Here is a 26,707-nt window from a genome sequence, read left to right on the forward strand (position 1 = left end):
GCGCGGCCCGTATCCATTTCGCCGGCCTCGAAACCGGCCCGCTCGCTCAGAAGCCGACCGTCGCCACCATGGCCAGCCGGGTGTCCTTGTCCTTGGCGAAGGGCGCCTTTTCCAGCTGGCGGCCCAGATCGACCTCCAGATCGAGGTAGCGGCCAAGGGTATAGTGCACTTTGCCGCCGACGCTGGCCAATTCGGCATTCTTCGGCGAATCCGGCAATCGCCGCCGCTGCCAGACCTTGCCGTAATCCACGAAGACGCCGAACTGGATCTGGTCGGCAAAGTCCCCGCTGGATGCGATCAGGTGGAATGCCGGAGAATTGAGTTCGGTCTTCAGCAGCACGCCCTCGCTGCCCAGCGCCGCATTCGGATCGTAGCCGCGCACACTGCCCAGGCCGCCGGCGGAAAGCTGTTCGCTGTACGGCAGGTTGCTGGTGGCGAACTGCGCCATGCCGCGCACCACCCAGTTGATGCCATGCGGGAAATAGGTGGTGCGGGTGATCGATATCCGGTCGTAGGCATAAGTCGCCTTGGCATAAGGCACCAGTTGCTGGAGATCGGCGTCGGTATTGTGGTTGGTCAGCCCGCCGGGGGAGATCACGGTCTGGTTCTCCAGCACGGTCTGCCCATGGCGATCGTCGATGGTGCCGGTGAAGATCACCGGGAACTGGAACACTTCCACGGCGGTATCCAGCAGGCGGAAGCCCAGGAATTCCAGGTTACTGTCAGCCCGCTTGTAATCCATGCCCAGTTGAATGCTGGTCCGCACCGTGCCGGGGCCGCGCATGTTGTGCACGAAGCGGCCGCTGACCTGGCTGGAATGGCCGGTGCTGCTGAACAGTTCGGAAAAATCGGGCTTCTGGGTGGAATAGGCGCCGAAGAAGATCAGCCGGTCATTCGGAGACAGCGGAATGACGTCACTGGCCGAATGGGAGGTATAGGCCCCTTCGAAACTGCGGGTATATTGGTAGGATAGGATCTGGCCGGTCCCCAGCACATTGCCCCAGTTGAAGCCTACGAACCATTCGTCACGCCCCAGCGTGGGCACGCCCTGGTTGTCGTAGCCGCCATAGATGCGCACCGGCAGCCGGTCCTTGGCCTGCAACACCAGGTCGGTGGTGCCGGTGTCCTGCCCCGGCCGCACGACGCCATCCACCGTCAGGAACGGGTTCTGGTTGTAATCGTCCAGCGCCGTCCGCAGGCGCGGCAGGGTCAATACGTCGCCGGTCTTCAGGTCGCTCATGCCCTTGATCAGCGGGGTGGAGAAATGCCGGTTGCCCGTCACCTCGATCGCGCCCACGCGGTATTCGGTGACGACGATCTGCACCACGCCGCTCTGCACGTTCTGCGGCGGCGCGCCGACATCCACGAACGGATGCTCACCCGTGCGATAGGTGTTCTGGACGATGCGGACGATGGCGTTGAGGTCGCCGCGCGTCAGCGGGCGCCCGATATAGGGGCGGACGGCCGCATCGAAGCCCGGATTGGACAGCAGCGGCAGGCCGCGCACTTCCACGCCGTTGCCCACCGCGTCCGCCGCGATCCCGGCGGGCTGCAACCCGCCGGTGCCGTCCACGAAAACCAGCCCCCGCAGCACCGGCAGAATCTGCGTGGCATCGTCGGCCCCGGTGGTTTCCGGCGGCGGCGCCGGCACTTCCGGCGGCGGCTGGTTCGGCGGCTGTTTGGGCAGGCGTCGTTCGAAATCCTGCGCATGGGCCTGTTCCGGGGCAAGCCCCGGCCCCATCGCAAGCACTCCCATCCCGGCCGCGACCAGCGCGGCCTTCAGTTTTTCTGCCGTCATCATTCTCCCCCGACCGGGCCGCCTGCCGGATTGCCTTCCGCCGCGGTCAACGCTCCCGTCACTGGCCCCGTCATTGGCCCCGTCATTGGCCCCGTCATTGGCCCCACCATCGGCCCGATCACCGGAAGCGGCGGGTCATACTGGATCTGGATCTGCATGCTGCCTCCGCCGCGGTTCAGGATCTGCTCGGCCGAATTGAGCACCGCGCTGCGCTTGCGGATCGTCCAGCCGTTTGCCGACTGGTCCACGCCGCCCGCTTCGAGAATGCTCGGCATCGCCGCCATGCCCTGCGTATACCCCTGATAACGGGGGAACACGCTGGGGTAGACTATGTAGAAACGCCCGAAAATTCCGGCAGCCAGCTTGCCCTGAAGGTCCGGCAGATCGGGCAGGCATTCCACGATCGACACGCAGGGATAGGCATACAGGATCGTGCCCGGCCCGGTGGCGACGCTGGCCAGGTTGTAATTGTCCAACAGGGTGCCCTGGTTGGCCTGATAATCGGCAGGCGAAAGCGCCACCGTCACTTCATGCTCGCCGGGATCGGCCGAGGCATACGTGCCGTGCGTCTGTGTGATGGTGGCCCCTTCGCCGGGGACGAAACCGGTGATCGTGTAATCGCCCGGCTTCAGCGTGGCGTCGGTATTGCCGTCCTTCTGCTTGGTGGGATTGCCGGTGATGGAAACGGTGAGATCGGCCTTGGTGATCGTGCCGTCGCCCATGGCGCTGGTGGGCAGGATGTAATTGCTCAGCAGCGTGCCGGCATTGGCCACGAAGTCCGCACTGTCCAGCGTGGCAACCTCGGTATGGGCGCCGGCATTGGGGCCGTCATAGATCGCCGACGTCTCGGTAACGGTGGCGCCTTGCCCGCCGACGAAGCCGGTCAGCGCATAGTTCGCGCTGGTCAGCGTGGCCCGCGTGTTGCCGTCGTAGGTCTTGGTCGGATTGCCGATGATGGTGGCCTGCAGCACCGCGCGGTCGATCGTGCCCGCGCCGCTGGCCGTGGTCGGCAGGATATAGTTGGACAGCAGCGTGCCCGAACCGGCGGTGAAATCGGCGGTACCAAGGCCGGCCGTCACCGTTCGCGATCCGGCATTGGCGCTGTCGTACAGGCCCGCCGTCTGCAGCACCGTGGCGCTTTCGCCCGGCGCGAAGCCGGTCAGCTGGTAATTGCCGCTTGTCAGCGTGGCGGTGGTGGTGGCGTCGTAGGTCTTGGTCGGGTTGCCGATGATGGCGGCGGTCAACACTGCGCGGGTGATGGTTCCCAGCCCCGCCGCGCCGGTCGGCAGGATATAGTTCGCCAGCAGCGTGCCGCTGTTCGCGGCAAAGTCGCCCGCGCCCAGCACGGCGGTGACGGTGCGCACCCCGGCATTGGGATCGCCATAGAGGCCGGACGTCTGGGTAACGGTCGCCCCCTCGCCGGAGACGAAGCCGGTCAGGACGTAGTTGGCGCCGGTCAGCGTGGCATTGGTGTTGCCGTCATAGGCCTTGGAAGGATTGCCGACGATCGCCGCTGTCAGCACGGCTTGCGTGATCGTGCCCAGCCCGGCCGCGCTGGTGGGCAGGACATAATTCGAGAGCACGGTGCTGCCGGTCGCGGTGAAGTCGCCCGCGCCAAGGTTGGCCGTCACGGTGCGGACGCCGGCATTGGGATCGCCATAAGTGCCGACAGTCTGCGTCACGGTGGCGCCGTCACTGCCGATGAAGCCCAGCAGCGTATAGTTGGCGCTGGTCAGCGTGGCGGCCGTGTTGCCGTCATAGACCTTGGTGGGATTGCCGACGATCGCGGCGGTCAGGATCGCCTGCATGATCGTGCCCAGCCCGCTGGCACTGGTGGGCAGGACGTAGTTGCTGAGCAACGTGCCGCTGTTCGCCACGAAGTCCCCGCTGGCAAGGCTGGCCGTCACGGTACGGATGCCGGCATTGGGATCGCCATAGAGGCCGGCGGTCTGCGTTACCGTGGCCCCCTCTCCCGGCGCGAAGCCGACAAGGCCGAAATTGGCGCCGGTCAGCGTGGCGGTGGTGGTGCCGTCATAGGTCTTGGTGGGATTGTTGATGATCGCCGCCGTCAGGACCGCCTGCGTGATCGTGCCGGTGCCTGCAGCGCTGGTGGGCAGGATATAGTTGCTCAGCAGGGTACCGCTGTTGGCGGTGAAGTCTCCGCTGCCCAGCGTCGCCGAAACGTTGCGCGGGCCGGCGTTGGGATTGTCGTAGAGGCCGGCGGTCTGCGTAACGATCGCCCCTTCGCTGCCGATGAAGCCGGTCAGGACGTAGTTGCCGCTGTTCAGCGTGGCCGTGGTGTTGCCGTCATAGACCTTGGTCGGGTTGTTGACGATCGCCGCCGTCAGGCTGGCCTGCGTGATCGTGCCCGCGCCGGTGGCGCTGGCGGGCAGCACGTAGTTGGTCAGCAGCGTGCCCGAATTGGCCACGAAATCGGCACTGCCCAGTTGCGCGGTGACGATGCGCGCGCCGGCGTTGGCGCTGTCGTAAGTGCCGGCCGTCTCGGTAATGGTGGCCCCTTCGCTGCCGACGAAGCCGGTCAGGCTGTAGCTGGCGCTGGTCAGCGTGGCATTGGTGTTGCCGTCATAGACCTTGGTGGGATTGTCGATGATGGTGGCGTTCAGCACCGCGCGCAGGATCAGCCCGAAGCCCTGCGCCTCGGTCGGCAGGATGTAGTTCGACAGCAGCGTGCCGCTGTTCGCCACGAAATCCCCGCTGCCCAGCGTGGAGGTGACCAGCCGGAAGCCGGCGTCGGCCGAGGTGGTGAAGCCGGTCGTCTTGGTGATGGTGGCCCCTTCGCCGGCCACGAACCCGGCGATCGCGTAATTCGCCGATGTCAGCGGCATCAGCAGCGTGCCGTCGTAGGTCTTGGTGGGAACCCCGGTGATCGTCGCAACCAGCGCGGCAGGGTTGATGGTGCCGGTGCCGCTGGCCGTGGTCGGCAGTACGTAGTTCGACAGCAGCGTGCCCGAATTGGCCGTGAAGTCGCCGCTGCCCAGCGTGGCCGAGACGTTGTGGGAACCGGCATTGGGGTCGTCGTACAGCCCTCTGGTCTGCGTAACCGTCGCGCCTTCGCTGCCGATGAAGCCGGAAAGGCTGAAGTTGCCGCTCGTCAGATAGGCGACGGTGGTGCCGTCGTAGGTCTTGGTCGGGTTGTTGACGATCGCCGCCGTCAGCACCGCTTGCGTGATCGTGCCCGCACCGCTGGCCGTGGTCGGCAGGATATAGTTCGACAGCACCGTGCCCGAACCGGCGGTGAAGTCCCCGCCGGCCAGCGCGGCGGTGACCGTGCGTGGCCCGGCGTTGGCACTGTCGTAAAGGCCGGCGGTCTGCGTCACCGTCGCGCTTTCGCTGCCGATGAAGCCGCTCAGCAGGTAATTGCCCGAGTTGAGCGTGGCCGCGGTGGTGCCATCGTACGTCTTGGTGGGATTGTTGATGATCACGGCCGTCAGCATTGCCTGATCGATCGTGCCTGCGCCGCTGGCCGTGGTGGGCAGCACGTAGTTCGACAGCAGCGTGCCCGAATTGGCGGTGAAGTCCCCACCGGCCAGGCTGGCGGTGACCGTGCGCGGCCCGGCGTTGGCACTGTCGTAGAGGCCGGCGGTCTGCGTCACCGTTGCGCCCTCACCCGCGATGAAGCCGGTGAGCTGGTAGTTGCCGGTGCCCAGCGTGGCATTGGCATTGCCGTCATAGGTCTTGGTGGGATTGTTGACGATCGCCGCCGCCAGCACCGCCTGGTCGATCGTGCCCGCGCCACTGGCCGTGGTGGGCAGGACGTAGTTCGACAGCAAGGTGCCCGAACCCGCCGTGAAATCGGTGTCGGCAAGGTTCGCGGTAACCGTGCGAGGGCCGGCGTTGGCACTGTCATAGAGGCCGGCCGTCTGCGTTACGGTGGCGCTTTCGCTGCCGATGAAGCCGGTAAGCTGGAAGTTGCCGCTGGTCAGCGTGGCATTGGCATTGCCATCGTAGGTCTTGGTGGGATCGTTGATGATCGCCGCCGCCAGCACCGCCTGGTCGATCGTGCCAGCGCCACTGGCCGCAGTCGGCAGGATGTAGTTCGACAGCAGCGTGCCCGAATTGGCGGTGAAGTCCCCGCCGCCCAGGCTGGCGGTGACCGTGCGCGGCCCGGCATTGGCGCTGTCATAGGCGCCGACCGTCTGCGTGACAGTGGCACCCTCACCGCCGACGAAGCCGGTCAGTTGGTAATTGCCACTGCCCAGCGCGGCCGCGGTGTTGCCGTCATAGACCTTGGTGGGATCGCCGATGATCACGGCATTCAACGTGGCGGGCGTGATCTCGCCGATGGGCTGGCCGATCACCGTCGCCGAAATGCTGTAGTTCCCGGCATCGGCCCCCGCGATCGCCAGCCCCGTCAGCGTCACATTGATGTTGGCCGCAACATTCTTGTCGGCATAGGATCCGTTGATCCCGGCAGTATTGACGCTGACGTCGTCGCCCGTGACCACGCCGCTCAGCGTATAGGCGGAGGACAGCGTCGGCAGCGAGGTATTGGCGTCGTAGACCTTGGTCACCTTGGCCAGTTGGATCAGCGCCTGCGTGATGTCCGCGGAGAGCCCGGTGGGCTGCTCCAGCACGTAGTTCCCCAAGGAATTGTTGGTCAGCGCATAGCCGTCCGCCGTCACCGGAATATTGGTGCCGACATTCTTCGTGGCGAAGGTGCCGAAGGCCCCGGAGGAATCGAGCGCCACGCCATCGCCGGGGACGACATTGTTCAGCTGCGCTAATATGCTGTTCAGCGTGGCCGCGGTGGTACCGTCATAGGTCTTGTTGTTCGCGGTCACCCCGGTAATCGTCAGCAGACGCGGATCGATGGTGCCCTGACCGCTCGCACTGGTAGGCAGCACGTAGTTCGACAGCAAAGTGCTGCCGGTCGCGGTGAAATCACTGCTGTTCAGACCCACGTCGACGGTAGTCGCGTCGACGTTCAGACTGTTGTAGACGCCAGAGGTCTCGGTAACCGTCGCCCCTTCGCCGGTGACAAAGCCGGTCAGCTGATAGTTCGCGCTGGTCAGGGTGGCCAGGTTGTTGCCGTCATAGGTCTTGGTCGGATTGCCGATGATCGCGGCGGTCAGGACCGCCTGCGTGATCGTGCCGATCGTGGCGCCGTTTACCGGCTGGACGAAGTAATTGCCCCCCTGCGCGCCGGACAGGCCAAGGCTGCTGACCGTCACCGGCTTGCCCGTGCCGACATTCGGATTGCCGCCGTCATATTGACCGACCGCCGCGCCGGCATTGGCCGTGACATCGTCGCCGGAGAGAATGCCGCTGAAGGTATATCCGCTGGAGGCCGTTGGCAGCGCCACGGTGCCATCATAGACCTTCGTCACCGAAGTCAGGGAAATGCCCAGTTGGTTGATCGTCGCCCGCAAGCCCTGCGGCTGGACCAGCGTGTAGTTCGATGCATCGGTGCCGCCGATCGAATAGCCGGTTGTCAGCACGTTCCAAAAGCCCGCGTTGGGCGTGGGATTGTTCGAAGCATCGACGAAGTTGCCGGTAGTGGCGTTGTTCAGCGTGACATTGTCGCCGGAGAATACCCCGCTCAGCGCCGTATTGGTGTTGTTGAGTTGGGCGATCGAGTTCTGATCGTACGTCTTGTCCTGCGCCACCGCACCGATCACGTTCAGCGTCGCCGGGGTGATCGTGCCGATCGCCGCGTTGGTGACGCTGGACGCGATCGTATAGTTGCCCGCGTCCGCCCCGGTGATCCCAAGTCCGGCCAATGTCACCAGTTTGCCGGTGCCGACATTCTTGTTGTCGTAATTGCCGGTAATGGCGGTGGGATCGACGCTGACCGTATCGCCCGCAACCACGCCGGATAGCGTATAGGCGCTGCCCAGCGTGGGCAGGCTGGTGGTGGAATCATAGACCTTGATGACCGAAGCCAGTTGGAGCGTCGCCTCGGTAATGTCCGCCGCAAGGTCGACCGGCTGCAGCACGAGGTAATTGGGCGCATCCGCGCCAGAAATCGTGTAGCCGCTGGCCGTAACCTGAATGTTGGTGCCCACGTTCTTGGTCGCGAACAGGCCGGTCGCGCCGCTGGACACCAACGATACGTCGTCGCCCGTGTAGACGCCGACCAGACCACCCTGGGAACTGTCCAAAGCCGCGTTGCGGTTGCCGTCGTACACCTTGTCCAGCGCGAAGATGTGGTCGACCTGTACTGTCGCCTGCGTGATCGTGCCGGCGCCCGTGGCGCTGGTGGGCAGGATGTAGTTGGCCAGGTTCGTACCCGCGCCCGCCGTGAAATCGCCCGAGCCGAGTGCGGCGGTTACCGTGCGGGATCCCACGTTCTTGCTGTCGTAGGTGCCCACCGTCTGCGTCACGTCCGCGCTTTCGCCGGACACGAAGCCGCTCAGCGAATAGTTGGCGCTGGTCAGCGTGGCGGCGGTGGTGGAATCATAGACCTTGGTGGGATTGCCGACGATGATCGCGCTCAGCAGCGCTTGCGTGATCGTGCCGGGGCCGGAGATCGCGGTGGGCAGCACATAGTTGGACAGCAGCGTGCCCGGGTTCGCCGTGAAGTCGGAAACCGCCAGCGTGGCGGTTACCGTGCGGGCCCCGGCATCGGGGCTGTCGTAAGCGGCGCCGGCCGACTGGGTGACGGCGCCGCCCTCACCCGCCACGAAGCCGGATATCTGATAGTTCGCCGCCGTCAGCGAAACTTGCGTGGTGCCGTCATAGGTCTTGGTGGGATTGCCGATGATGCTGCCGGTCAATTGCAGCGGGTTGATGTCCGCCGTCAGCCCGGAAGGCTGCGACAGCGTGTAATTGCCCGCCTGCGCGCCCGAAATGGCGTAACCACCCACATCGACGCGCAAGTTGGTGCCCACGTTCGACTGGCGGAACGCGGCGGACGATCCGGATCCGCTCAGCGTCACGTCATCGCCCGAAAGCACGCCCGTCAGCGTAGCGGAGCCGGACAGGGTGGCGGCAGTGGTGCCGTCATAGAACTTGTCCAGCGCGGTCAGGTTGGCGATGGTAAGCCCGCGCGGCGTGATGTTCGCGGTTAGCCCGGTCGGCTGGAACAGCTGATAATTGCCGATATCCGTGCCGGTCACGGTATAGCCCGAAACGGTAACCGCGATTCCGTTGCCGACATTGGGCGTCGCGAACGTGCCGGTGGAGGCGCTGGGATCGAGCGTGACGTCGTCGCCGCTGACCAGGCCGAACAGCGATGGCGTTCCGGCCAACTGCGCCAGCGTGGTCTGGTCGTAGACCTTGTTCTGCGCGGTCATGCCCAGGATCACCAGCGGCGCGGGCGTGATCGTGCCCGGGCCTGCCGCGTCCACAGGCAGGATGTAGTTGGTCAGCAGCGTATTGGCGTCGGCAGTGAATACCGACGAACCCGGCAGCGCCGCCGTGACCACGCGGCTGCCGGCGTTGCGGCTGTCGAATTCGCCCGTCCCCACGCCGGTCACGGTGATCGCCTCGCCAGCAACCAGGCCGGAAATCTCGAAATTGGCGGAACTCAGGCCGACACGCGTGGCCCCGTTGTAGACCCGCGTGGGAGTGCCGATGATCGCCGCCGTCAGCGGTGCGCGCAGGATCGTGCCGACGCCCGTCGCTTCGGTGGGCAAGGTGTAGTTGTCCAGATTGGTGCCCGGATCGGGATCGAAATCGGTGGGCGCCAGTTGCGCGGTAACGGTACGCAGGCCGGCGTCCTTGTTGCCGTATACGCCCACGGTCTGCGTGATCGTGGCGCCTTCGCCAGTGATGAAGCCGCTCAGCGTGTAGTCCGACGGGGTCAGCGTGGCGACGGTGTTGCCGTCGTAGACCTTGGTGGGATTGCCGGTGATGTCGACATTGATGACCCCCGGGCCAAGGTTGCGCCGGATGATCGTGCCCAGCCCGGTGACGGGCGACGGAATGATGTAGTTCGACATCAGCGTGTTCGAATTGGGATCGAAGTTGCTGACGGTCAGATTGGCGGAAACCGTCCAGATGCCCGCGTTGGAGGAAGCGTAGGTGCCCTGCGTCTGGTTGATCGTCGCGCCCTCTCCCGTGACGAAACCGTCGACGAGGAAGTTGGACGGCCCCAGCGACGCACTGGCGTTGCCATCGTAGACCTTGGTCGGGTTGCCGACGATCACGATGGTCAGCGGCGCGGGCGTGATCTCACCCTGGATCACACCGGCCGTGGGCAGGATATAGTTCGACAGCAGCGTATTCGGCCCCGCGACATAGTCCGAGGGGTTGAGGGCCACGTTGATGTCCCAGATGCCGACGTTCTTGGACGCGTAACTGATGCCGGACGCCTGGGTGACGCCGATGGATTCGCCCGCCACCAGGTTGCCGAACGCCACCTGGCCGCTGTTGACGATGGCATTGGTGGTGCCGTCATAGACCTTGGTCGGCATCCCGGTGCCGGTCAGCGTCAGCGGCCGGGGCGTGATCGCCGCGGTCAACGATGACGAGAAGCTCAGGTTGTAGTTGCCGGCGTCGGCGCCCGACAGCCCGATGCCGCTGACCGTCACCGGGATGTTCTGGCCGACATCCTTCTGGGCAAAGGCGATCTGGGCGCCGGTCTGGGCAACGGGCGTTACGTCGTCGCCCGCATAGAGACCGCTTACCTGCAGGCCCCCGGTGTTCACACCGGCGGTGTAGGTTCCGTCATAGACCTTGTCGTTCGCGGTGAGCCCGGTCACCACCAGTTGCGCAACGGTAATGTCGGCGGAAAGCCCGCTCGGCTGCGCGACCACGTAGTTTCCGGCAGCCGCCCCGCTCAGGGTGATGCCGGTGGCGGTAACGGGAATGGCGGTGCCGACGTTCTTGGTGGCGAAGACCCCGGTCGCGCCCGTCAGGTTCAGCGTAACGTCGTCACTGCCCACCACGCCGAAGATGGACGCGGTGGAGGTATCCAACTGGGCAACGGTGGTGCTGTCGTAAACCTTGTCTTGCGCGACGATGCCGCTGATCAGGATGGAGGCGGGATCGATGGTGCCCGCGCCGGTCGCGGCGGTGGGCAGGATATAGTTGGAAAGGCTGGTCCCCGACCCCGCGCTGAAGTTGGGCGTGGTGAAGGTCGCATTGACGGTGCGCGCGCCGGCGTTGGGCGAATCGTAGGCCGCCGTGGCCGCATTGCCCACGGTGATGGACTCACCGGCGGCTACGCCCGTCAGTTGGAAATTCGCCGATGTCAGCGAGACGGCGGTGGTGGCGTTGTAGGTCTTGGTGGGATTGCCGATGATCGCCGCCGTCAGCGCCATCCGGTTGATGGTACCGACCGTGTCGGTCACGCTAGGTGTCGTTACGGTATAGTTGTAGACCGGAAGGCCGTTGTGCGTGGCCGCGAAATTGGTGGCTGTCACCACAATGCCGGTGCCGGCGTTCTTGTCGGCATATGCGCCGTCCAGGGTCCAGTCGTCGTTGTTGATGATGCCCGTCATGGTGACGTTGCTGTCGTTCAACGTCGCCGTGGTGGTGCCGTCGTAATCCTTGACCACCGGCCCCAGCGTGAAGCTGACGCTGGGCGCCACCCGATAAAAGCGGCCGTTTCCGGGGGCGGGGAAAGCGCTCAGGCCATTGTAGGCATAGGAATAATAGTCGGGCGTCAGGCCGCCATCGGTATCGTTGGCGGGATCGTTCGAAGCGACGAACCAGTCGGCGGTGGCGGAAGAGAGCGCGCTGGCGCCCGCATTGTTCACGAAAGTGCCCGTCTCCAACGCGACATAGCCATTGCCGCTGATCGAGGCACCCGGCGCGATCGTAAGCGTGCCCGATACCAGAAACAGGGTTTGCGCGACGGAGATCGGCGCATTGACGGCAACGTCGCGCCCGGCGTCGATCTCCAGTTCGCCCGCGCCGGAGATCATCTGGCCGACGATGACGTCGCGATAGGCGTCCAGCGTCAGGGTGCCGCTGCCGGTCCAGACGATCGGCGCAGCGACGGTGATGTCGCCCACCCCGCCCGTGCCGCTGGCGGTGGTCTGCTGGGTCACGTTGGTGTTGGTGTTCAGCGTGGCGACGATCGTCGAGGCGGCCGAAGCGTCGATCAGCAGGTCGTCCGGATCGATCAGCCAGTTGCCGCCGGTGCCCGCCGAAATCGTCGCCACGCCGACATCGAACTTGTGGCCCGACGTCTCGATCAGGCCGCCCCCCTGCGGGCCGCCCGCGGTAATCCTGGCGCCATCGGCAATGACCGTGGACTGGGCGATGTCCGCACCACTGGCATAGCCCGAGGTGCCGACCAGCACCTCGCCGCCCCGGATTCCCGTGGCCGCGATGTTCGCGCTGCCGTCGATCCGGACTTGCGCCCCGTTGACGCCGACGGTGCCGCCGCTGCCATCCGCGCGGGTGGCGGAGAGCGTGCCGCCCACTTCCACCGTTCCGGATGGCGCGGTCAGCCAGAGCTGGCCGTCGACAGTCGCGGTGCCGGTGGCTTTCACCAGACCGTCGCGATTGCCCGCCAGCGCGAAGATGTTGCCGTTGGCGGCCTTCAGGGCCGCCGCTGCCGCCTCGATCCGGCCGGTCTGGGTAATATCGCCGCCACCCGCGCCGTAGGAGACGTAGATGCCGTCGGCCTTGCCGTCGGTGGTCGCCAGCAGCACGTCATCGGCCGCAGCCAGCGTCACGCCGCCGCGCGCGGCGCTGATCAGCCCGCTGTTGGTGACCGACCGCGCGATCATCACCACGCTGCCGTTTTCCGCAGTGATGCTGCCCTGGTTCAGGATATCGCCCGCCGAATGGCCGGTTGCGCGCATCGCCCCGCCGGCCATGAAGGCAGCGGGATCGATCTGGCGCGTCGAGGCGACGAAACTGCCGCCGGTCAGCACTTTCCCTCCCGGTCCCACGATCATCCCGTTGGGATTCATCAGGTAGACCGATCCGGTTGCCGAAAGCGTGCCGTCTATCCGGGAAAGCTGGCCACCCATCACACGGTTGAGCGTCGCCCCGGCGGCATTGTTGATCTGGACGGTGCGATCCGCCCCGATCGAGAAATCCGTCCAGTCGATCACCGCGCGCGACGATCCCTGCGCGATCGTCATCGTGGAGCCGGACGTGGTGATGGTGCCCGATCCGCCTGCGAAAACTCCGCCCGTGGGAAGCGCTGCCGTCTGCGCCAGGCAAGGTGTCGCCAGCGTCAACAGCAGGGGTGCGGCAAGCATCCCGATGGGCCAATGGCCACCTGACAGTTGCCGATACCCGCCGGCCCGATTGCGGGACGGAACATGGCTAAGCGTCGTCGTGCTCAGCATCGCAGGGCGAATACGTGCAGAACGCATAATTAAGACCTCGCTGCCCACCGCCGGACTCGCTGATCTGCGGTAGAAGACATAGAGGTTTCTGCTTATTGTCAATACTTAACACGAACTTCGACATCACTTCGTCGATTCAATCAGTGTGCAATATTCGACATAGCGACTTGCCACACCAACTTGGCAGTCAACTAATTTCCCTGATTTTCACACCTGCAGATGCAGTGCGCGAATCACGCGTTTCGAACAGAACGCGGCGAAAAATGGTGCGGGGGATCGCCTTGCGATCGCCCCTTGGCAGATCGCCCGTCAAAGCCGACTGCGCCGTCAAGCTTACCTGCCCGACTCCCCGTCCTCGCCGTCCCGCACATCGCCCTCGCGTGCATTTTCGCGCCACTGCCGCGGCCCGCTTGCGGGAGCTGCGAAGACCATTTAAGATACGCAATGTATATTTAATGGCGAACTCCTGAAAAACGAGTCGTCACCATCGGAAACGGGGAATGGATGCCATGACGTTCAAACTGGATCGGCGCACGCGGCGGGACGAAGATCGGCGGGAGGACGTGCAGCCGCACGCATTCTTCGCGCACGAACTGCCGGACCGCCTCGCCCAGAATGGCGCGCTCGCCGCCGCGGCGGCCGCCCACTTCAGGACGAGGCCGCTGACGATCGAGGCCTGCGGCGAAACGTGGTCGCTGGTGCCGTCCGGTCAGACGATCGCCGTGGTCGCCGGCGCGGCCGAGGAAGCGCTGGTGGTATCGCTCTCCGCCCGCCAGTTCAGCGACTGGGTGCAGAACCAGCTTACATTCAACGGCATGATGGTCGCCCGCGATCTTGCGTATCGCGGCGGTTCGCTGCGAGACATTTCGACCTGGGATTCGCTGTGGATCGCGATCCTGGAGGGCTGGCCGGTCGTCGACCCCGCGCTGACCTTTCGCGATGCGGCGGGCGAACCGCTGGCCATCGGCCGCACCTTCGGCCCGAGCGACGCGCCGGAGGACATTGCCCATTTCCTGCGCGAGGCGGGCTTCGTGCATTTGCGCGGCTGGATAGCACCCGATCTTGTCGCCGCGATCTCCCGGGAGATGGACGCGGCGCGCGACGGATATGTCGAAGGCGACGGCAAATCATGGTGGGCCGAAGTCGCCGACGGTTCCCGCCTGTGTGTGCGTCTTCAGGAATTCGTCGAGAGATCGCCCACCACCAAGGCCCTGCTGAAAAGCGAGAGCTGGGAACGTCTGACCCGCATTCTGGAAGGAAACGACGAACTGGCCCGCAAGCCGGTGGAAGGGCGGATCATAGAGGCCCTGTTCAAGCCGGTGGGCGTGGTTTCGGGGCCGTCCGACCTGCCGTTCCATCGCGACTGTCATCTGGGGCGCCACAGCTATGCCTGCGCGCGCATGACCATCGGCATCGCCATCACCCCCTCCAACGCGCAAAACGGACAATTGCGCGTGATCGCCGGTTCGCATCGCCTGGCCATGCCGGTGGAGGTCGCCAAGACGGAGCCGTACCTGCCGCTTGTGGCGCTTTCCACCGAACCGGGAGACGTGACGGTGCACCTGTCCTGCACCCTTCATGAAGCGACCGCCCCGATCTCGTGCGAGCGCCGGGTGATGTACACCGAGATCCCGCTTGCCGGCCACCTGATCGAACACGTCGGTGGGCGAGTTGCGCGAGCGCGTGAACGACCTGATCCGCGAATCCCGACCGTAACGACAAGGCGGCAAGCGATGGTCCTGCCCCTCCCATCCGGGGCACAACGACTTGCCGCCATCACTCGGCTCGCTAATCAGGAGCGCCAAGGATAGGAACAAGGGTGTGACACAAGCAGGATCGGGCGCAGACCCTACACGAACCAAGGGCCAGCGGCCGACCGGGCGGGGCCGCCCGTCGCGCGAGCAATCCGCCGCGATTACGGAGGCGATCATCCACATCGCCGCCGAAATGTTCCTGAACGAAGGCTTCGACGGAACCTCGATGGAGGCCATCGCTGCTGCCGTCCACATTCCCAAGACCACGCTCTACAAGCGCTATCCCGACAAGATGGCCCTTCTCAATGCCGTGCTGCACGATCGCGTGGCCTCGTGGTCGCGGGTGACGACACCCCAGAGCGAGGGGCTGGGCCCCGATCTGCGCCTGCGGCTGATACACTACACCGCAACGATGTTCGAATGGACCACCAAGCCGGAGGTCCGCGCCTATACCCGCCTGATGCTCAGCGCTGCCGGTCGCGGCCCTTCGGAAGTCAGCGCCGAGTTCTTCGGCTATACGGAAATGGTCACGTTGATCGCGCGCGAGATCGTCACCCACGGCCCTGCCGCCGGGATCGCCGCCAAGGATCCGGAACGGATCGCGCAGATGATCATGTCGATGATCTCGGGATGGATGGGCATCCGCCGCCTGATCACACCGCTTACCCGCGAAGAAGCCCAAGCCGAAGCAGAATACATCATCGACCTTCTCCTGCAGGGGTCGCAGGCCTGGTAAGGCACATTCGCCACGCGGCAAAGGCACACCGATTCACGCCGTCCACATGACGATCCACGATGCGCGAACTGGAAAACGCACGCTATTCCGGCGTTTTTCCCGCACGACCACAACCGTAACGTAAATCATCTTGCCGGCCATTCGCGCCCTGCCATGCCGCTCTCACCAAGCCGCACCACACGGCCTTTCACGCAGGAGACACGAGATGACCGCCGCCCAGATCCGCCCCGTCGCCCTGGCAAGCCTGCTTGCCGTCACAGCCCACATCGTTGCCTTCGCGGTCGCGCTGTCGTGATCTTCGGACGCAAGGATCGATAATGCTCCAGGCATTCATCAGCGGCGAACACGCCCTCAAGCTATGGCTCTGGTCCTTCGTGGCGGTTGGCATCGCCGCAGGCGTGATTTCCGGTTACTTCAAGGCTCGCAAGATCCAGCCGCGCGGCTTCAAGCTGAAAACCTTCCGCAACGAGGCGATCGTCGCCGTCATCACCTTGGCCGTTTCCGGCAAGATCATGGCGGCGGCAAGCGGCTGGCTTCGGGTCCACGGCTGGATCACGTTCCATCGCGGCCCCGCCGCCTGGTGGATCGTCGCACTGGAATTTGCGGCCTATTTCCTGCTGTTCGACACCTATTTCTACTGGCTCCACCGCGCCATGCACAAGGAGCCGTTCTACAGCTGGGTCCACAAGCTGCACCACAAGTCCACATCGCCCAACCTGCTGACGACGCTTTCGGTCAATCCACTGGAATCGATCATCAACGGCGGTTTCGTTCCGCTGTTCCTCGCCACCTTCACCGTCCACGAACCGACGATGGCGCTGATCCTGCCCACCAACATCATCATGGGCCTCTACGTTCATTCCGGATACGAGTTCCTGCCGCGCTGGTGGAACCGCAGCTGGGCGACGAAGTGGTTCATCACTGCCACTTTCCACGATCAACATCACCGCTACTTCAACGGCAACTACGGCGGCTACACCACGATCTGGGACTATCTGTGCGGCACGGTGCGCAAGAAATACGAAGGCGATTTCGAAGCGGTGAAGGATCGGGCAGCGGCCCGGCGCAACGCCGAAATGCCTGCCCCCGCCGAACGCCTTGCGACGGAAGCGGCGGAATGAGAACCTTTGACGATAACGATCTGGGAGAATTTCGATGCGCGCATCCGCACTGATTGCAGTCGCAATCCTTGCCTCCGGCTCCATGGCCTCCGCACAGGCACCCAGCCCCGCGCCCCAGCAGGCCACCGCTGCCAAGGGGCACTACACGACCGCTGATACCACCATCGGCGTACTGCTGGACGATCCCGCCTCGAAGGCGATCCTCACCAAGTACCTTCCCGATGTGGTCAAGAGCGACCAGATCGACATGGCTCGCGGCATGACGCTGCGGTCCATCCAGCAGTATTCGAGCGAGACGATCACGGACGAGAAGCTCGCCGCGATCGACGCAGAACTCGCCAGGCTGCCCCCGAAGAAGTGACGCCGGCCTGACCGGCCGCATGGGGCGGCCGGTCAGGCCCCTCGGGATCAGACTGCGGCCGCTTCCAGCGCCTGCGACAGATCGGCGACGATGTCGTCCGCATGTTCGATGCCGATGGACAGGCGGATGGTCGCCTCCAGCACGCCGATGCGATCGCGAACGTCCACGGGGACGCCCGAATGCGTCGTGGTGGCGGGATGGCTCGCCAGCGATTCCGTTCCGCCCAGGCTGACCGCCAGCTTGAATATCTGAAGCGCGTTCAGGAAACGGAACGCCGCCGGCTGCCCACCCTCGATATCGAACGAGAACGTGGATCCGGCGCCGCTGCATTGCGCCGCGAAAACCTCCGCCGCGCGGGAGCCTGCGGGGTAATAGGGCGGATAGGCCACCCGCTGCACCTTGGGATGCGATTGCAGGAAGGCCGCTGCCGCCGCCGCATTCGCATTGGCCCGATCCATCCTCAATCCCAGCGTTTCCAGTGAACGGCTGAGCATCCAGCAGCTATGCGGATCGAGCTGGGTGCCGATGGCACTGCGCAGCAGCCGCACTTCGCGCATGAGACTTGCCGAGCCCAGCGCAGCACCGGCAACCAGGTCCGAATGCCCGCCCACATACTTGGTCAGCGAATAGAGCGAAATGTCCGCCCCATGCCTCAGCGGATGCTGATAGACCGGCCCCAGCAGCGTGTTGTCGACCACCAGCAGCGGCCGATGCCCCTGCTCACCCGCCAGCGCATCGCAAGCCCGCTTCAGAAGGGCGATGTCCACCAGGCTGTTGGTCGGATTGGCCGGCGTCTCGATCAGCACCATCGAAACCCGGCCCAGCGTGGCGGCATGGTTCGCCGCAGCGGTTATCGCCGCCTCGTCCAGCCCGTCGGCAAAGCCCACGGCCTTGATACCCAGGTTCGCCAGCGTGCGGGCCAACAGCGTTTCGGTGCCGCCATAGAGCGGCTGGGAATGGAGGATCACATCACCCGGCCGCACGAAGGCCAGAATGGTCGTGGTGATCGCGGCCATGCCGGAGGAAAAGACCACGCCTGCCTCGGCGCCTTCATAGACCGAGAGGCGATCCTCCACGATCTCGCTGTTGGGGTGGTTGAAGCGCGAATAGACAAGGCCCCGGCCCTGCCCCGGCGGCGGATCCTTGCGGCCCGCAACATAGTCGAAGAAATCCCGTCCTTCTTCCGCCGTCGGGAAAACGAATGTCGATGTCAGGAAGACCGGCGGCTTCACGGCCCCTTCCGACAGGAACGGATCGTAACCGTAATTCAGCATCAGGGTTTCGGGATGCAACGTGTGCTGGCCGATCTTGGTCTTGCTTTCACGGGGGGCCGTCATTTCACTCTCCTGGCGGGACAGACTGGACCAGGGCAGGATAACAGCAGTCGCCGGATCGATGTTTGCGAAAATTCGCCCTCAATGCCATCGTTCCGGGCAGAATATAGCTGGAATGGGATATCATGCGGCAGAAACTTGCCGATGCGGCAGATCGCCGCATCCTTCAGGTGCTTCAACGCGAAGGACGCATCTCGAACGCGGAACTGGCTGAACGCGTAGGACTTTCCGCCTCCCCCTGCCTGCGGCGCGTGCGGCGGATGGAAGAGGCCGGGATCATCCAGGGCTATGCCGCCCGCGTCGATCCGGCGGTCGAAGGCTGGGCCATCCGCGCGCTGGTCATAATTCGCCTGTCGCGCCAGCATGAGGATGAGATTCTGATGTTCGAAGACGCCGTGCGAAGCTGGGACGAAGTGGCCGAATGCCACCTTGTCACCGGCACGCCGGACTATGTCCTGAAAGTGCTGGCACGCGGGCTGGAGGATTACGAGCAGTTCGTGAAGCACAAGATCGCCCGCCTCAAATGCGTGGCATCGATCGAGACGAGCTTCATCATGAGCACGGTCAAATGAAAGCACCCGCCAGCCGGGCAAAGAAAAACCCCCGGAAAACCGAGGGCTGGTAAAACAGTGGTAGCGGAGGAGGGACTCGAACCCCCGACACGCGGATTATGATTCCGCTGCTCTAACCAGCTGAGCTACTCCGCCATACCTGCTCCACCGCGTGGGTGGCTCTGGATGGTGCCTGGGGGAGCGCCCCGGGCAGGTGGCGTCCTCTAGGGGGTAGGTTGCCCTCGGTCAACACCGAAAAAGCACTTCAACCACGAAATTTTACCAACCGGATATCGCGCCACAATCCCTCTTCCCACGCATAGAGGCCGAAGCCCCGAAAACGGAAGTTCATGGGCGTGAGGCGCGGGCCCAGTTCCGCCTGTAGGGCCCGCGCTTTCGCAGGTGGAACCTTGTTCTGGATCGTCACATGAAGGCGCAGCGGGCGATTGTCCTGATCCGTCAGCAAGCCATGCATTCGATCGGCGATTCGTCCGCGCAGTTCGGCCATCGCCAGGCTCTCGACCGCCAGCGCAGTGCCATTGCCCAGTTTCATCAGGCCCGCGATTCGCGCAGGCGGCGGTGCCGCGCGGGCCAAATCGGCCAGAACCTCGGTCAATTCCACCTCCACCGATGGAGGTAGGGCATGGAACAAAGTGACATGGGCCCGCAGGCGATTGCGCTCAGGAGGATAGTGTGCACGCCGCAGGGCATCGGCCCAGCCAAGCACATCGGGCGGCAACTCCGCCGTCACCAGCAGCGGCGCGCCGGGCTTGCGCGGGCCCTTCAGCACTTCTCCTTCACGATTCACGGGTTCTCCTGCCTCGTTACGGGACATGCCGCCCATTCACCCTGACGCCCAATTGCGCCGACCACGGGCCTGCGACACCATAGCCCCATTATCGATGGTGCGCCGAGGGAGAAGATCATGCGCACGTTCTGGATCATCGCCACGCTCATCCTGCTGTGGAACCTCATGGGCGATGCCGCCTACCTGATGCAGGCAAGCGCCGACCTCGACGCACTGTCCAAGAGCGATCCGGTCAGCGCCCGCGCGTTCATGCAGATGCCCGCCTGGGCTTGGGGCGCCTATGCCGTGGCAGTGTGGAGCGGCACGTTCGGCGCCATCCTGCTGCTGCTTCGACGCGGCTGGGCATGGGCTTTCTTCGCACTGTCGCTGACGGCGGTGGTGATCCAGTTCGGCTGGACCTTCCTTGATTTCAGGCTGCTGGGCCGGAAGGGGCCCGCTTCCGCAATCTTCCCGCTGATTATCGTGGCCATCGCAATCGCATCACTGGCCTACGCCCGGCGCAAGAAGGCCGACGGCACGCTGCATTGAGGCGGAACAGAGGTTTACCCCCTGCCCCTACCCCAGAGGTTCAGATCTCGCCGCGCGAGCGACGGATCGCGAACCACTTCTTCACGTTCTCGTTATGCTCGGCCAGCGTCGAGGCGAAGGCATGGCCGCCGGTTCCGTCCGCCACCATGTAAAGCGCGCCGGTCTTGGCGGGATGCAGCACCGCCTCGATCGAGGCCTTGCCCGGATTGGTGATCGGATACTTCGGCAGGCCGGCCATCGAGTACGTATTGTAGTCGTTCACCGCGCGGATTTCCGACTGGAGGATACGGCGCCCCAGCGCCTTGCCACGGGTGATCGGGTAGATGATCGTGGGATCGGCCTGCAGCGGCATGCCGATGCGCAGGCGGTTCGAATAGAGCCCCGCCACCATGCGGCGCTCCGAAGGCTTTCCGGTTTCCTTCTCGACGATGGAGGCCAGGATGATCGCCTGTTCAGGCGTCTTCACCACCAGGCCATCGTCGCGCTTGTCCCACAACTCCGCCAGCGTGCGGCTCATGGCGGCCTGCATGCGGCGCAGGACATCCTGGCGGCTCTCACCGTTGCCGTAGGAATAGCTGTCGGGCAGCACGGAGCCTTCGTCCGGCACGGCGATATCGCCGGTAAGCTGCGGCTGCGCCATCAGCCGTTCCTGCACCATGATCGCGGGCATACCCTCCGGCACGGTGACGAAGCGGCGGATCACGTCGTCGCTGGAGATGATCGCCATCACGCGCGAGGCGCTGGCATGGGCGGGAATGGCGAATTCGCCCGCCTTGATCTCGCTGCCGGCGCCGAACACGCGAGCGCGCAGCGTAAAGCCGGTGGCAGAACGGATCATGCCCTGCTTTTCCAGCCGATCCGCCACGGTGGCGAGGCTGGCCCCGTTGGGGACGATGAAGTGAGTGTCCTTCGCGAGCGGGCCGGATCCATACCAGCCGCCCACGAAGGACCATAGGACGATCAGCGCCGTAAGGCCGATGGCCGCGACGAGAAACCAGTTGCGCCGCGACATCATCGCCCCTCAGCCCTTCGCGATCAGTCGATCTTGCGCATCACCAGGCTGGCGTTGGTGCCGCCGAAGCCGAACGAGTTGTTCAGCACCGCGCGCACCTCACGCTTCTTCGCGACATGCGGCACGAGGTCGACGCCTTCGCAACCCTCATCCGGGTTGTCGAGGTTGAGCGTGGGCGGAACGATCTGATCGCGCAGCGCCAGGATGCAGAAGATCGATTCGACCGCGCCCGCGCCGCCCAGAAGGTGGCCGATGGCCGACTTGGTCGAGCTCATCGAGACCGTGCCGATGGCATCGCCGAACAGGCGGCGCACGGCGCCGAGTTCGATGGTGTCGGCCATCGTCGAGGTACCGTGGGCGTTGATGTAGTCGATGTCGGCCGGGGTCATGCCCGCCTTCCTCAGCGCCATCTGCATCGAGCGGTAAGCACCGTCGCCAGTGGGTTCCGGGGCGGTGACGTGATAGGCATCGCCCGAAAGGCCATAGCCGATCACTTCGCAGTAGATCTTCGCACCGCGCGCCTTGGCGTGTTCGTACTCTTCCAGCACGAGAACGCCGGCACCTTCGCCCATGACGAAGCCGTCACGATCCTTGTCGTAAGGGCGGCTCGCCTGTTCGGGGCGGTCGTTGAAGCTGCTGTTGAGCGCGCGGGCCTGTGCGAAGCCGGCAATGCCGATCGGGCAGATGGTCGATTCGGCGCCGCCTGCCAGCATGATGTCGGCATCGCCGTCCTTGATCATGCGCGCGGCATCGCCGATCGAGTGCGCACCGGTCGAACAGGCAGTGACGACTGCGTGGTTCGGACCCTTGAGGCCGTACTTGATCGAGACCTGACCCGAGATCAGGTTGATCAGGCGACCGTGGACGAAGTGCGGCGAGACGCGGCCGGGGCCCTTTTCGGCCAGCACCAGCGATTCGCTTTCGATGCCCGGCAGACCGCCGATGCCCGAACCGATCGAGCAGCCGGCCATCAGCTTGTCTTCCTCGCTCATGTCGGTGAGGCCGGCATCTTCAAGCGCCTGCCCTGCGGCATCGATGCCGAAGACGATGAACGGATCGACCTGGCGCTGGATCTTGTGATCGACGCGCTTGTTGGCATCGAAGCCATATTCGTGATCGGCCGGCTTCACTTCGCAGGCGATCTGGCACTTCTGGTCCGAAGCATCGAACTTGGTGATCGGACCCGCACCGCTCTTGCTAGCAAGGATGTTGGCCCAGGTGGTCTCGACATCAGCCCCAAGCGGGGTGACCAGACCAAGACCGGTTACGACGACGCGACGCATTCACGCTCTCCAAAACTCAAACATGCCGAACTTCGTGCCATCAGGTAATACCATCGGCAGAAACGGCAACAGGCCCGCCCCCTTAGAGGTCGAGCCTGTCGATTTCAATCCGTGAGTGATCGTGCAGCGTTCCGGCCGAAACCGGAAACGCCTGAACGACCGAAGGGCGGATCAGCCCTTGTTCTCTTCGATGTACTTGATCGCATCGGAGACGGTGCTGATCTTTTCAGCTGCATCGTCCGGGATCTCGACGCCGAATTCTTCTTCGAACGCCATGACCAGCTCGACGATGTCGAGCGAGTCAGCACCCAGATCGTCGATGAAGCTTGCTTCTTCGGTGACCTTGTCGGCTTCCACGCCGAGGTGCTCGACGACGATCTTCTTAACCCGATCGGCGGTATCGCTCATGTGAATAGACCCCTTCAAAAATCGGTCAGCATTGTATCTCGCCAGCCGCCCTAAAGACTGGGCGGGGCGCTGGCAAGCCTCGCGCGCAAGTTGGTGCCGTCGCGCAAGGCATCGCAGGCGTCCTTATCGACCCATCGGGCGCAATTCCAGTCCCTATCGCAGGGACTGTGCCGTCAGGGCGGAATTCTCCACGGTCATGGAAACGCCACCTAACCGCAAAACCCGGAAACGAAAAAGGCTCCGGCGAACCGGAGCCCTTTCCTTATCGTGGCAGGGAAACTGCCTCAGCCTTGCGACGGTGCCGCAGCAGCCGACTGAGCGGCCGGCTGAGTGACCGGCTTCTGGGGCTCCACCACGCGCATGTGCAGTTCGCGAAGCTGCTTCGGCTCTGCCGGGGTCGGCGCGCCCATCAGCAGATCTTCGGCGCGCTGGTTCATCGGGAACAGCGCCACTTCGCGCAGGTTCTGCGCACCGCAAAGCAGCATGACGATGCGGTCGACGCCGGCCGCCATGCCGCCGTGCGGCGGGGCGCCGTACTGGAACGCGCGGTAGAGGCCGCCGAAGCGCTCCTCGACGTCGGCCTTGGTCAGGCCCACCATCTCGAACGCCTTGACCATCAGTTCCGGCGACTGGTTACGGATCGAACCCGAGGCGATTTCGAAGCCGTTGCAGACGAGGTCGTATTGGTACGCCTTGATCGTCAGCGGATCCTGGCCTTCCAGTGCTTCCATGCCGCCCTGCGGCATCGAGAACGGGTTGTGCGCGAAGTCGACCTTCTTGTTGTCCTCATCCCATTCGTAGAACGGGAAGTCGACGATCCAGCACAGCTCGAAGCGGTCCTTGTCGATCAGGTCCAGCTGCTCGCCAGTGCGGATGCGGGCAAGGCCGGCCAGCTTGGCGGCCTGCTCTTCCTTGCCGGCGGCGAAGAACACGCCGTCGTTCGGGCCAAGACCCAGCGCCGCGATCAGCGCGGCGGTCTTTTCCTCGCCATGGTTCTTGGCGATCGGGCCGCCGGGGACGCCGTCCTTGATGTTGATATAGCCAAGGCCCGAATAGCCTTCGCCGCGCGCCCAGACGTTCATGTCGTCGAAGAACTTGCGGCTGCCCGCGCCCGCACCCGGAGCCGGGATCGCACGGATCACGCCGCCATTGGCGACGATGCCGGCGAAGATGCCGAAGCCCGATTCGACGAAGTGCTCGGTCACGTCCTTGATGATCAGCGGGTTGCGCAGGTCAGGCTTGTCCGAACCGTAGTCCAGCATCGACTGGGCGTGCGGAATGCGGCGGAACTCACCGGCCGGGGTGACCGGCTTGCCTTCGGCGAAATCGGCGAACACGCTCTGGAGCACCGGCTCCATGGTTTCCCAGATCTCTTCCTGCGTCACGAAGCTCATTTCGAGGTCGAGCTGGTAGAATTCGCCCGGCAGACGGTCTGCGCGCGGATCTTCGTCACGGAAGCAAGGCGCGATCTGGAAGTAGCGGTCGAAACCGGCGACCATCAGCAGCTGCTTGTACTGCTGCGGCGCCTGCGGCAGCGCGTAGAACTTGCCGGCGTGGATGCGGCTGGGCACCAGGAAGTCGCGCGCGCCTTCGGGCGACGAAGCAGTGAGGATCGGCGTCGCGTATTCGGTGAAGCCGATGCCTTCCATCTTGCGGCGCATGTCCGAGATGATCTTGGTTCGCTTCACGATGTTGGCGTGCAGCGTCTCACGGCGCAGGTCCAGGAAGCGATAGCGCAGGCGGATATCCTCGGGATATTCCTGCTCGCCGGCGACCGGCATCGGCAGTTCTTCGGCCTTGGCCTGGACGGTGACGGCGCGGGCATAGACCTCGATCTCACCGGTCGGCAGGTTCGGGTTCACGGTGGATGCGCTGCGGGCCTTCACCTCGCCCTCGATGGTCACCACCGATTCGACGCGCAGCGAATCGAGCACGGCCAGCGCCGGGCTGTCGCTGTCCGTCACGATCTGGGTGATGCCGTAGTGATCGCGCAGATCGACGAAGAGCACGCCGCCGTGATCGCGCTTGCGATGCACCCAGCCCGAGAGGCGGACGGTCTGGCCGACCTCGGCAGCGGTCAGGGCGCCGCAGGTGTGGGAGCGATAGGGATGAGTCATGGCGGGCTCGCGCTTCTCTTCGTCTGAAACAGGTTGCAAGCCGTGCCCCCTAATCGAGTGGCCGGATTATTTCCAGACATGGAATTGCCGGAACAGGCCGCGCCCGCACATTCGCCTCGCTTTTGCGCCCCGGTCACCCGCCTGTCGTCCTTAGATGAGCGCATTAACGAAGGTGAAGGACTGTGTGGTAACCCGCCATCAACCATTGCCGCCTATGCCGGGCTCCAAAGGGTCATACGGAGAATGAGAATGCTGGCGGACGTCACGATCGACGGAAGGACGGAAAGCCAGTTCCGCCTCGCGATCGAGGCCATGTTGCGCGAAGGCGGCGCGGATGAAGCCGCGCGCCTCCTGAAAAGCGAACTGGCATGGCTGGCGGGCGACGAACACCCCCTGCCCGGCGCGTTCCGGACCATTGCCGCCGAACATCTTGAAGTCACCGGATGGGAAAGCCTGATCGCCCGGATCGGCGAACTGGACAGCCCGGGCGACCCCATCACCGCAATCGGCATCGACGTATGCGGGATGCAGGCCGGCCTTGGCGCCACACCCGTCCTAGCCTTCGAGACGACCTATTACACCGATCAGGCCTGGGGCTTTTCCCATGCCGATCGCGACGGCATCTGTTCCGGCTATCACGGCACCACCAATGCCTGGCAAGGCGCGTTCGAGGATATCGACGATGCCCTGCGCGTTGCCGGGCTGGACGATCTGAACGCGGTGATCGCCGCTCTGGAACACCATTGCCGCACCGGTGAGGCGACGATCGAGGAGCGCCGCGCCTTCGTGGTAGGCGCGTGCTACCTTGCCGTGCTGATCCATCAGGCGGTGCGAGACAAGGCGATCACGGAGGGCCTGCCCCGACCCATGGCCGTACTGGTCGGCAGCAATGAGGCCTATCCGTGGTTCGAGGCACCCGCCGTGACCGCGCGGGACGAACATGCCGCACCAGCGACCCACCGCGAGCGCACATCCCATCCCAGCACGATCGAGCAGGCCATGAACCGCACCGTCGCGCCGCCTATCGCATTCGGCCAGCAGCCGGCCCAGCAGCCAGTGCCGCAGCGCCGGCCGCTCGACCTTGGCACCCACCCTTCCGATATGCCCCAGCCGCTATTCGAAAGCGAACGCCCACCGTTCGCCCCGCCCGCAGCGGTCGAACCGGCGCCGCTTGATCCGGTGCCCGCCGCCACGGCATCGCCCTTCGCATCCGCCACCCTTGCCGGATATTCCGATTCGGAAGAGCCCGAGGAGGCCGAACCGGCGCCGACCTACATCCAGTTCCCCGATGGGCCCTACGCGGATTACGGCAAGGATTCCGGCGACTGGGGAGCGGAGCAGAGCCACTTCGACACCACCGGCTTCGACGACCCCGAACCCGAGGAAAGCGAAGAAGCGGAAACCCCGGGCGGGCAGGATTACGCCCCACTCGATGCGCTCCACCTCCACCCGCAAGCCGTGGCCGCCGGCGATGAACCGCCCGCGGACGAGGAAGCGCTTCACCTGCCGCCGCCGGGCATCCACGTTACCGGCACGCAATTGCGCCGCCGCTTCGTGGACCGCGAGACGATCGCCATCGAGGAAGAGCGCCGCCCCGGCTTGCTGGAACGCCTATTCCGCCGAAAATAATCACCCCTGTCGCAATTCTCCGACAAAACTTGAGGCCCGGGCGGGCCGGGG

Annotated in this window: 15 protein-coding genes and 1 tRNA gene; 7 read left to right on the forward strand and 9 right to left on the reverse strand. The window is 64.6% G+C overall.

The features are described from left to right. Nucleotides 1–46: 46 nt before the first annotated feature. Together WBP06_RS09705 and WBP06_RS09710 are read right to left on the reverse strand one after the other, a co-directional pair. A complete protein-coding gene (locus WBP06_RS09705) occupies nucleotides 47–1,798 on the reverse strand; it encodes a ShlB/FhaC/HecB family hemolysin secretion/activation protein (protein ID WP_395326997.1) in 1,752 nt (583 codons plus the stop codon). After that, nucleotides 1,798–12,924 (reverse strand): YDG domain-containing protein, encoded by an 11,127-nt coding sequence (locus WBP06_RS09710; RefSeq protein WP_395326999.1) that lies wholly within the window; start codon nucleotides 12,922–12,924, stop codon nucleotides 1,798–1,800. Before WBP06_RS09710 ends, WBP06_RS09705 begins: the two co-directional genes overlap by 1 nt. A gap of 599 nt (nucleotides 12,925–13,523) precedes the next feature. On the opposite strand from WBP06_RS09710, the gene WBP06_RS09715 reads away from it, so the two are divergent. The 4 genes from WBP06_RS09715 (at nucleotide 13,524) to WBP06_RS09730 (ending at nucleotide 16,986) form a co-directional block, all read left to right on the forward strand. Beyond that, the gene (locus WBP06_RS09715) at nucleotides 13,524–14,825 is read left to right on the forward strand and encodes a phytanoyl-CoA dioxygenase family protein (RefSeq protein WP_395327001.1); all 1,302 of its coding nucleotides are present in this window, start codon (nucleotides 13,524–13,526) and stop codon (nucleotides 14,823–14,825) included. Between the two features lie 10 nt (nucleotides 14,826–14,835). After that, nucleotides 14,836–15,504, forward strand: coding sequence for a TetR/AcrR family transcriptional regulator (locus tag WBP06_RS09720; protein ID WP_395327003.1), 669 nt, complete (start codon nucleotides 14,836–14,838; stop codon nucleotides 15,502–15,504). A gap of 317 nt (nucleotides 15,505–15,821) precedes the next feature. Continuing rightward, entirely contained in the window at nucleotides 15,822–16,625 is an 804-nt protein-coding gene (locus WBP06_RS09725) for a sterol desaturase family protein (RefSeq protein WP_395327005.1), read from the forward strand. Nucleotides 16,626–16,659: 34 nt separating this feature from the next. Then, nucleotides 16,660–16,986, forward strand: coding sequence for a hypothetical protein (locus WBP06_RS09730; protein ID WP_395327006.1), 327 nt, complete (start codon nucleotides 16,660–16,662; stop codon nucleotides 16,984–16,986). A gap of 47 nt (nucleotides 16,987–17,033) precedes the next feature. On the opposite strand, the gene WBP06_RS09735 is transcribed toward WBP06_RS09730, so the two are convergent. Next, nucleotides 17,034–18,323, reverse strand: coding sequence for a cystathionine gamma-synthase family protein (locus tag WBP06_RS09735; RefSeq protein ID WP_395327008.1), 1,290 nt, complete (start codon nucleotides 18,321–18,323; stop codon nucleotides 17,034–17,036). Between the two features lie 122 nt (nucleotides 18,324–18,445). On the opposite strand from WBP06_RS09735, the gene WBP06_RS09740 reads away from it, so the two are divergent. Further along, nucleotides 18,446–18,892, forward strand: a complete 447-nt coding sequence (locus WBP06_RS09740; protein WP_395327010.1) for an Lrp/AsnC family transcriptional regulator — start codon at nucleotides 18,446–18,448, stop codon at nucleotides 18,890–18,892. Between the two features lie 58 nt (nucleotides 18,893–18,950). Here the strand turns inward: WBP06_RS09740 and WBP06_RS09745 are convergent. Together WBP06_RS09745 and WBP06_RS09750 are read right to left on the reverse strand one after the other, a co-directional pair. After that, nucleotides 18,951–19,027 (reverse strand) — tRNA-Met (locus WBP06_RS09745). Between the two features lie 109 nt (nucleotides 19,028–19,136). Next, entirely contained in the window at nucleotides 19,137–19,679 is a 543-nt protein-coding gene (locus WBP06_RS09750) for a 2'-5' RNA ligase family protein (RefSeq protein ID WP_395327012.1), read from the reverse strand. A 117-nt stretch (nucleotides 19,680–19,796) separates the two neighbouring features. On the opposite strand from WBP06_RS09750, the gene WBP06_RS09755 reads away from it, so the two are divergent. After that, entirely contained in the window at nucleotides 19,797–20,207 is a 411-nt protein-coding gene (locus WBP06_RS09755) for a sugar transporter (protein WP_395327013.1), read from the forward strand. Between the two features lie 40 nt (nucleotides 20,208–20,247). Here WBP06_RS09755 and mltG read toward each other — a convergent pair whose 3' ends face one another. From mltG to aspS, 4 genes are all read right to left on the reverse strand, one after another. Beyond that, nucleotides 20,248–21,222 carry an endolytic transglycosylase MltG gene (gene mltG, locus WBP06_RS09760; protein WP_395327014.1) on the reverse strand — a complete coding sequence of 325 codons (975 nt, stop codon included), beginning with the start codon at nucleotides 21,220–21,222 and terminating at the stop codon, nucleotides 20,248–20,250. Between the two features lie 20 nt (nucleotides 21,223–21,242). After that, complete coding sequence (gene fabF / locus WBP06_RS09765) at nucleotides 21,243–22,502, reverse strand: beta-ketoacyl-ACP synthase II (protein WP_395327016.1); 1,260 nt, start codon at nucleotides 22,500–22,502, stop codon at nucleotides 21,243–21,245. A 171-nt stretch (nucleotides 22,503–22,673) separates the two neighbouring features. Further along, complete coding sequence (locus tag WBP06_RS09770) at nucleotides 22,674–22,910, reverse strand: acyl carrier protein (RefSeq protein WP_007013838.1); 237 nt, start codon at nucleotides 22,908–22,910, stop codon at nucleotides 22,674–22,676. 284 nt (nucleotides 22,911–23,194) lie between these two features. Beyond that, nucleotides 23,195–25,027 (reverse strand): aspartate--tRNA ligase, encoded by a 1,833-nt coding sequence (gene aspS / locus WBP06_RS09775; protein ID WP_395327018.1) that lies wholly within the window; start codon nucleotides 25,025–25,027, stop codon nucleotides 23,195–23,197. Between the two features lie 249 nt (nucleotides 25,028–25,276). Here aspS and WBP06_RS09780 point away from each other — a divergent pair, with 249 nt between their 5' ends. Then, on the forward strand, nucleotides 25,277–26,656 hold the full coding sequence (locus WBP06_RS09780) for a hypothetical protein (RefSeq protein ID WP_395327020.1): 1,380 nt from the start codon (nucleotides 25,277–25,279) through the stop codon (nucleotides 26,654–26,656). Nucleotides 26,657–26,707: the final 51 nt, after the last annotated feature.

Source organism: Novosphingobium mississippiense (assembly GCF_044029535.1).
GTDB lineage: Bacteria > Pseudomonadota > Alphaproteobacteria > Sphingomonadales > Sphingomonadaceae > Novosphingobium.

Excerpts from the sequence above, each read along its gene's own strand:
- fabF (WP_395327016.1), bottom strand. The coding sequence starts at position 22,502 with ATGCGTCGCGTCGTCGTAACCGGTCTTGGTCTGGTCACCCCGCTTGGG.
- WBP06_RS09730 (WP_395327006.1), top strand. The coding sequence starts at position 16,660 with ATGCGCGCATCCGCACTGATTGCAGTCGCAATCCTTGCCTCCGGCTCC.
- aspS (WP_395327018.1), bottom strand. The coding sequence starts at position 25,027 with ATGACTCATCCCTATCGCTCCCACACCTGCGGCGCCCTGACCGCTGCC.
- WBP06_RS09715 (WP_395327001.1), top strand. The coding sequence starts at position 13,524 with ATGACGTTCAAACTGGATCGGCGCACGCGGCGGGACGAAGATCGGCGG.
- WBP06_RS09705 (WP_395326997.1), bottom strand. The coding sequence starts at position 1,798 with ATGACGGCAGAAAAACTGAAGGCCGCGCTGGTCGCGGCCGGGATGGGA.
- WBP06_RS09710 (WP_395326999.1), bottom strand. The coding sequence starts at position 12,924 with ATGCTTGCCGCACCCCTGCTGTTGACGCTGGCGACACCTTGCCTGGCG.
- WBP06_RS09780 (WP_395327020.1), top strand. The coding sequence starts at position 25,277 with ATGCTGGCGGACGTCACGATCGACGGAAGGACGGAAAGCCAGTTCCGC.
- WBP06_RS09740 (WP_395327010.1), top strand. The coding sequence starts at position 18,446 with ATGCGGCAGAAACTTGCCGATGCGGCAGATCGCCGCATCCTTCAGGTG.
- WBP06_RS09770 (WP_007013838.1), bottom strand. The coding sequence starts at position 22,910 with ATGAGCGATACCGCCGATCGGGTTAAGAAGATCGTCGTCGAGCACCTC.
- WBP06_RS09735 (WP_395327008.1), bottom strand. The coding sequence starts at position 18,323 with ATGACGGCCCCCCGTGAAAGCAAGACCAAGATCGGCCAGCACACGTTG.
- WBP06_RS09725 (WP_395327005.1), top strand. The coding sequence starts at position 15,822 with ATGCTCCAGGCATTCATCAGCGGCGAACACGCCCTCAAGCTATGGCTC.
- WBP06_RS09755 (WP_395327013.1), top strand. The coding sequence starts at position 19,797 with ATGCGCACGTTCTGGATCATCGCCACGCTCATCCTGCTGTGGAACCTC.
- mltG (WP_395327014.1), bottom strand. The coding sequence starts at position 21,222 with ATGATGTCGCGGCGCAACTGGTTTCTCGTCGCGGCCATCGGCCTTACG.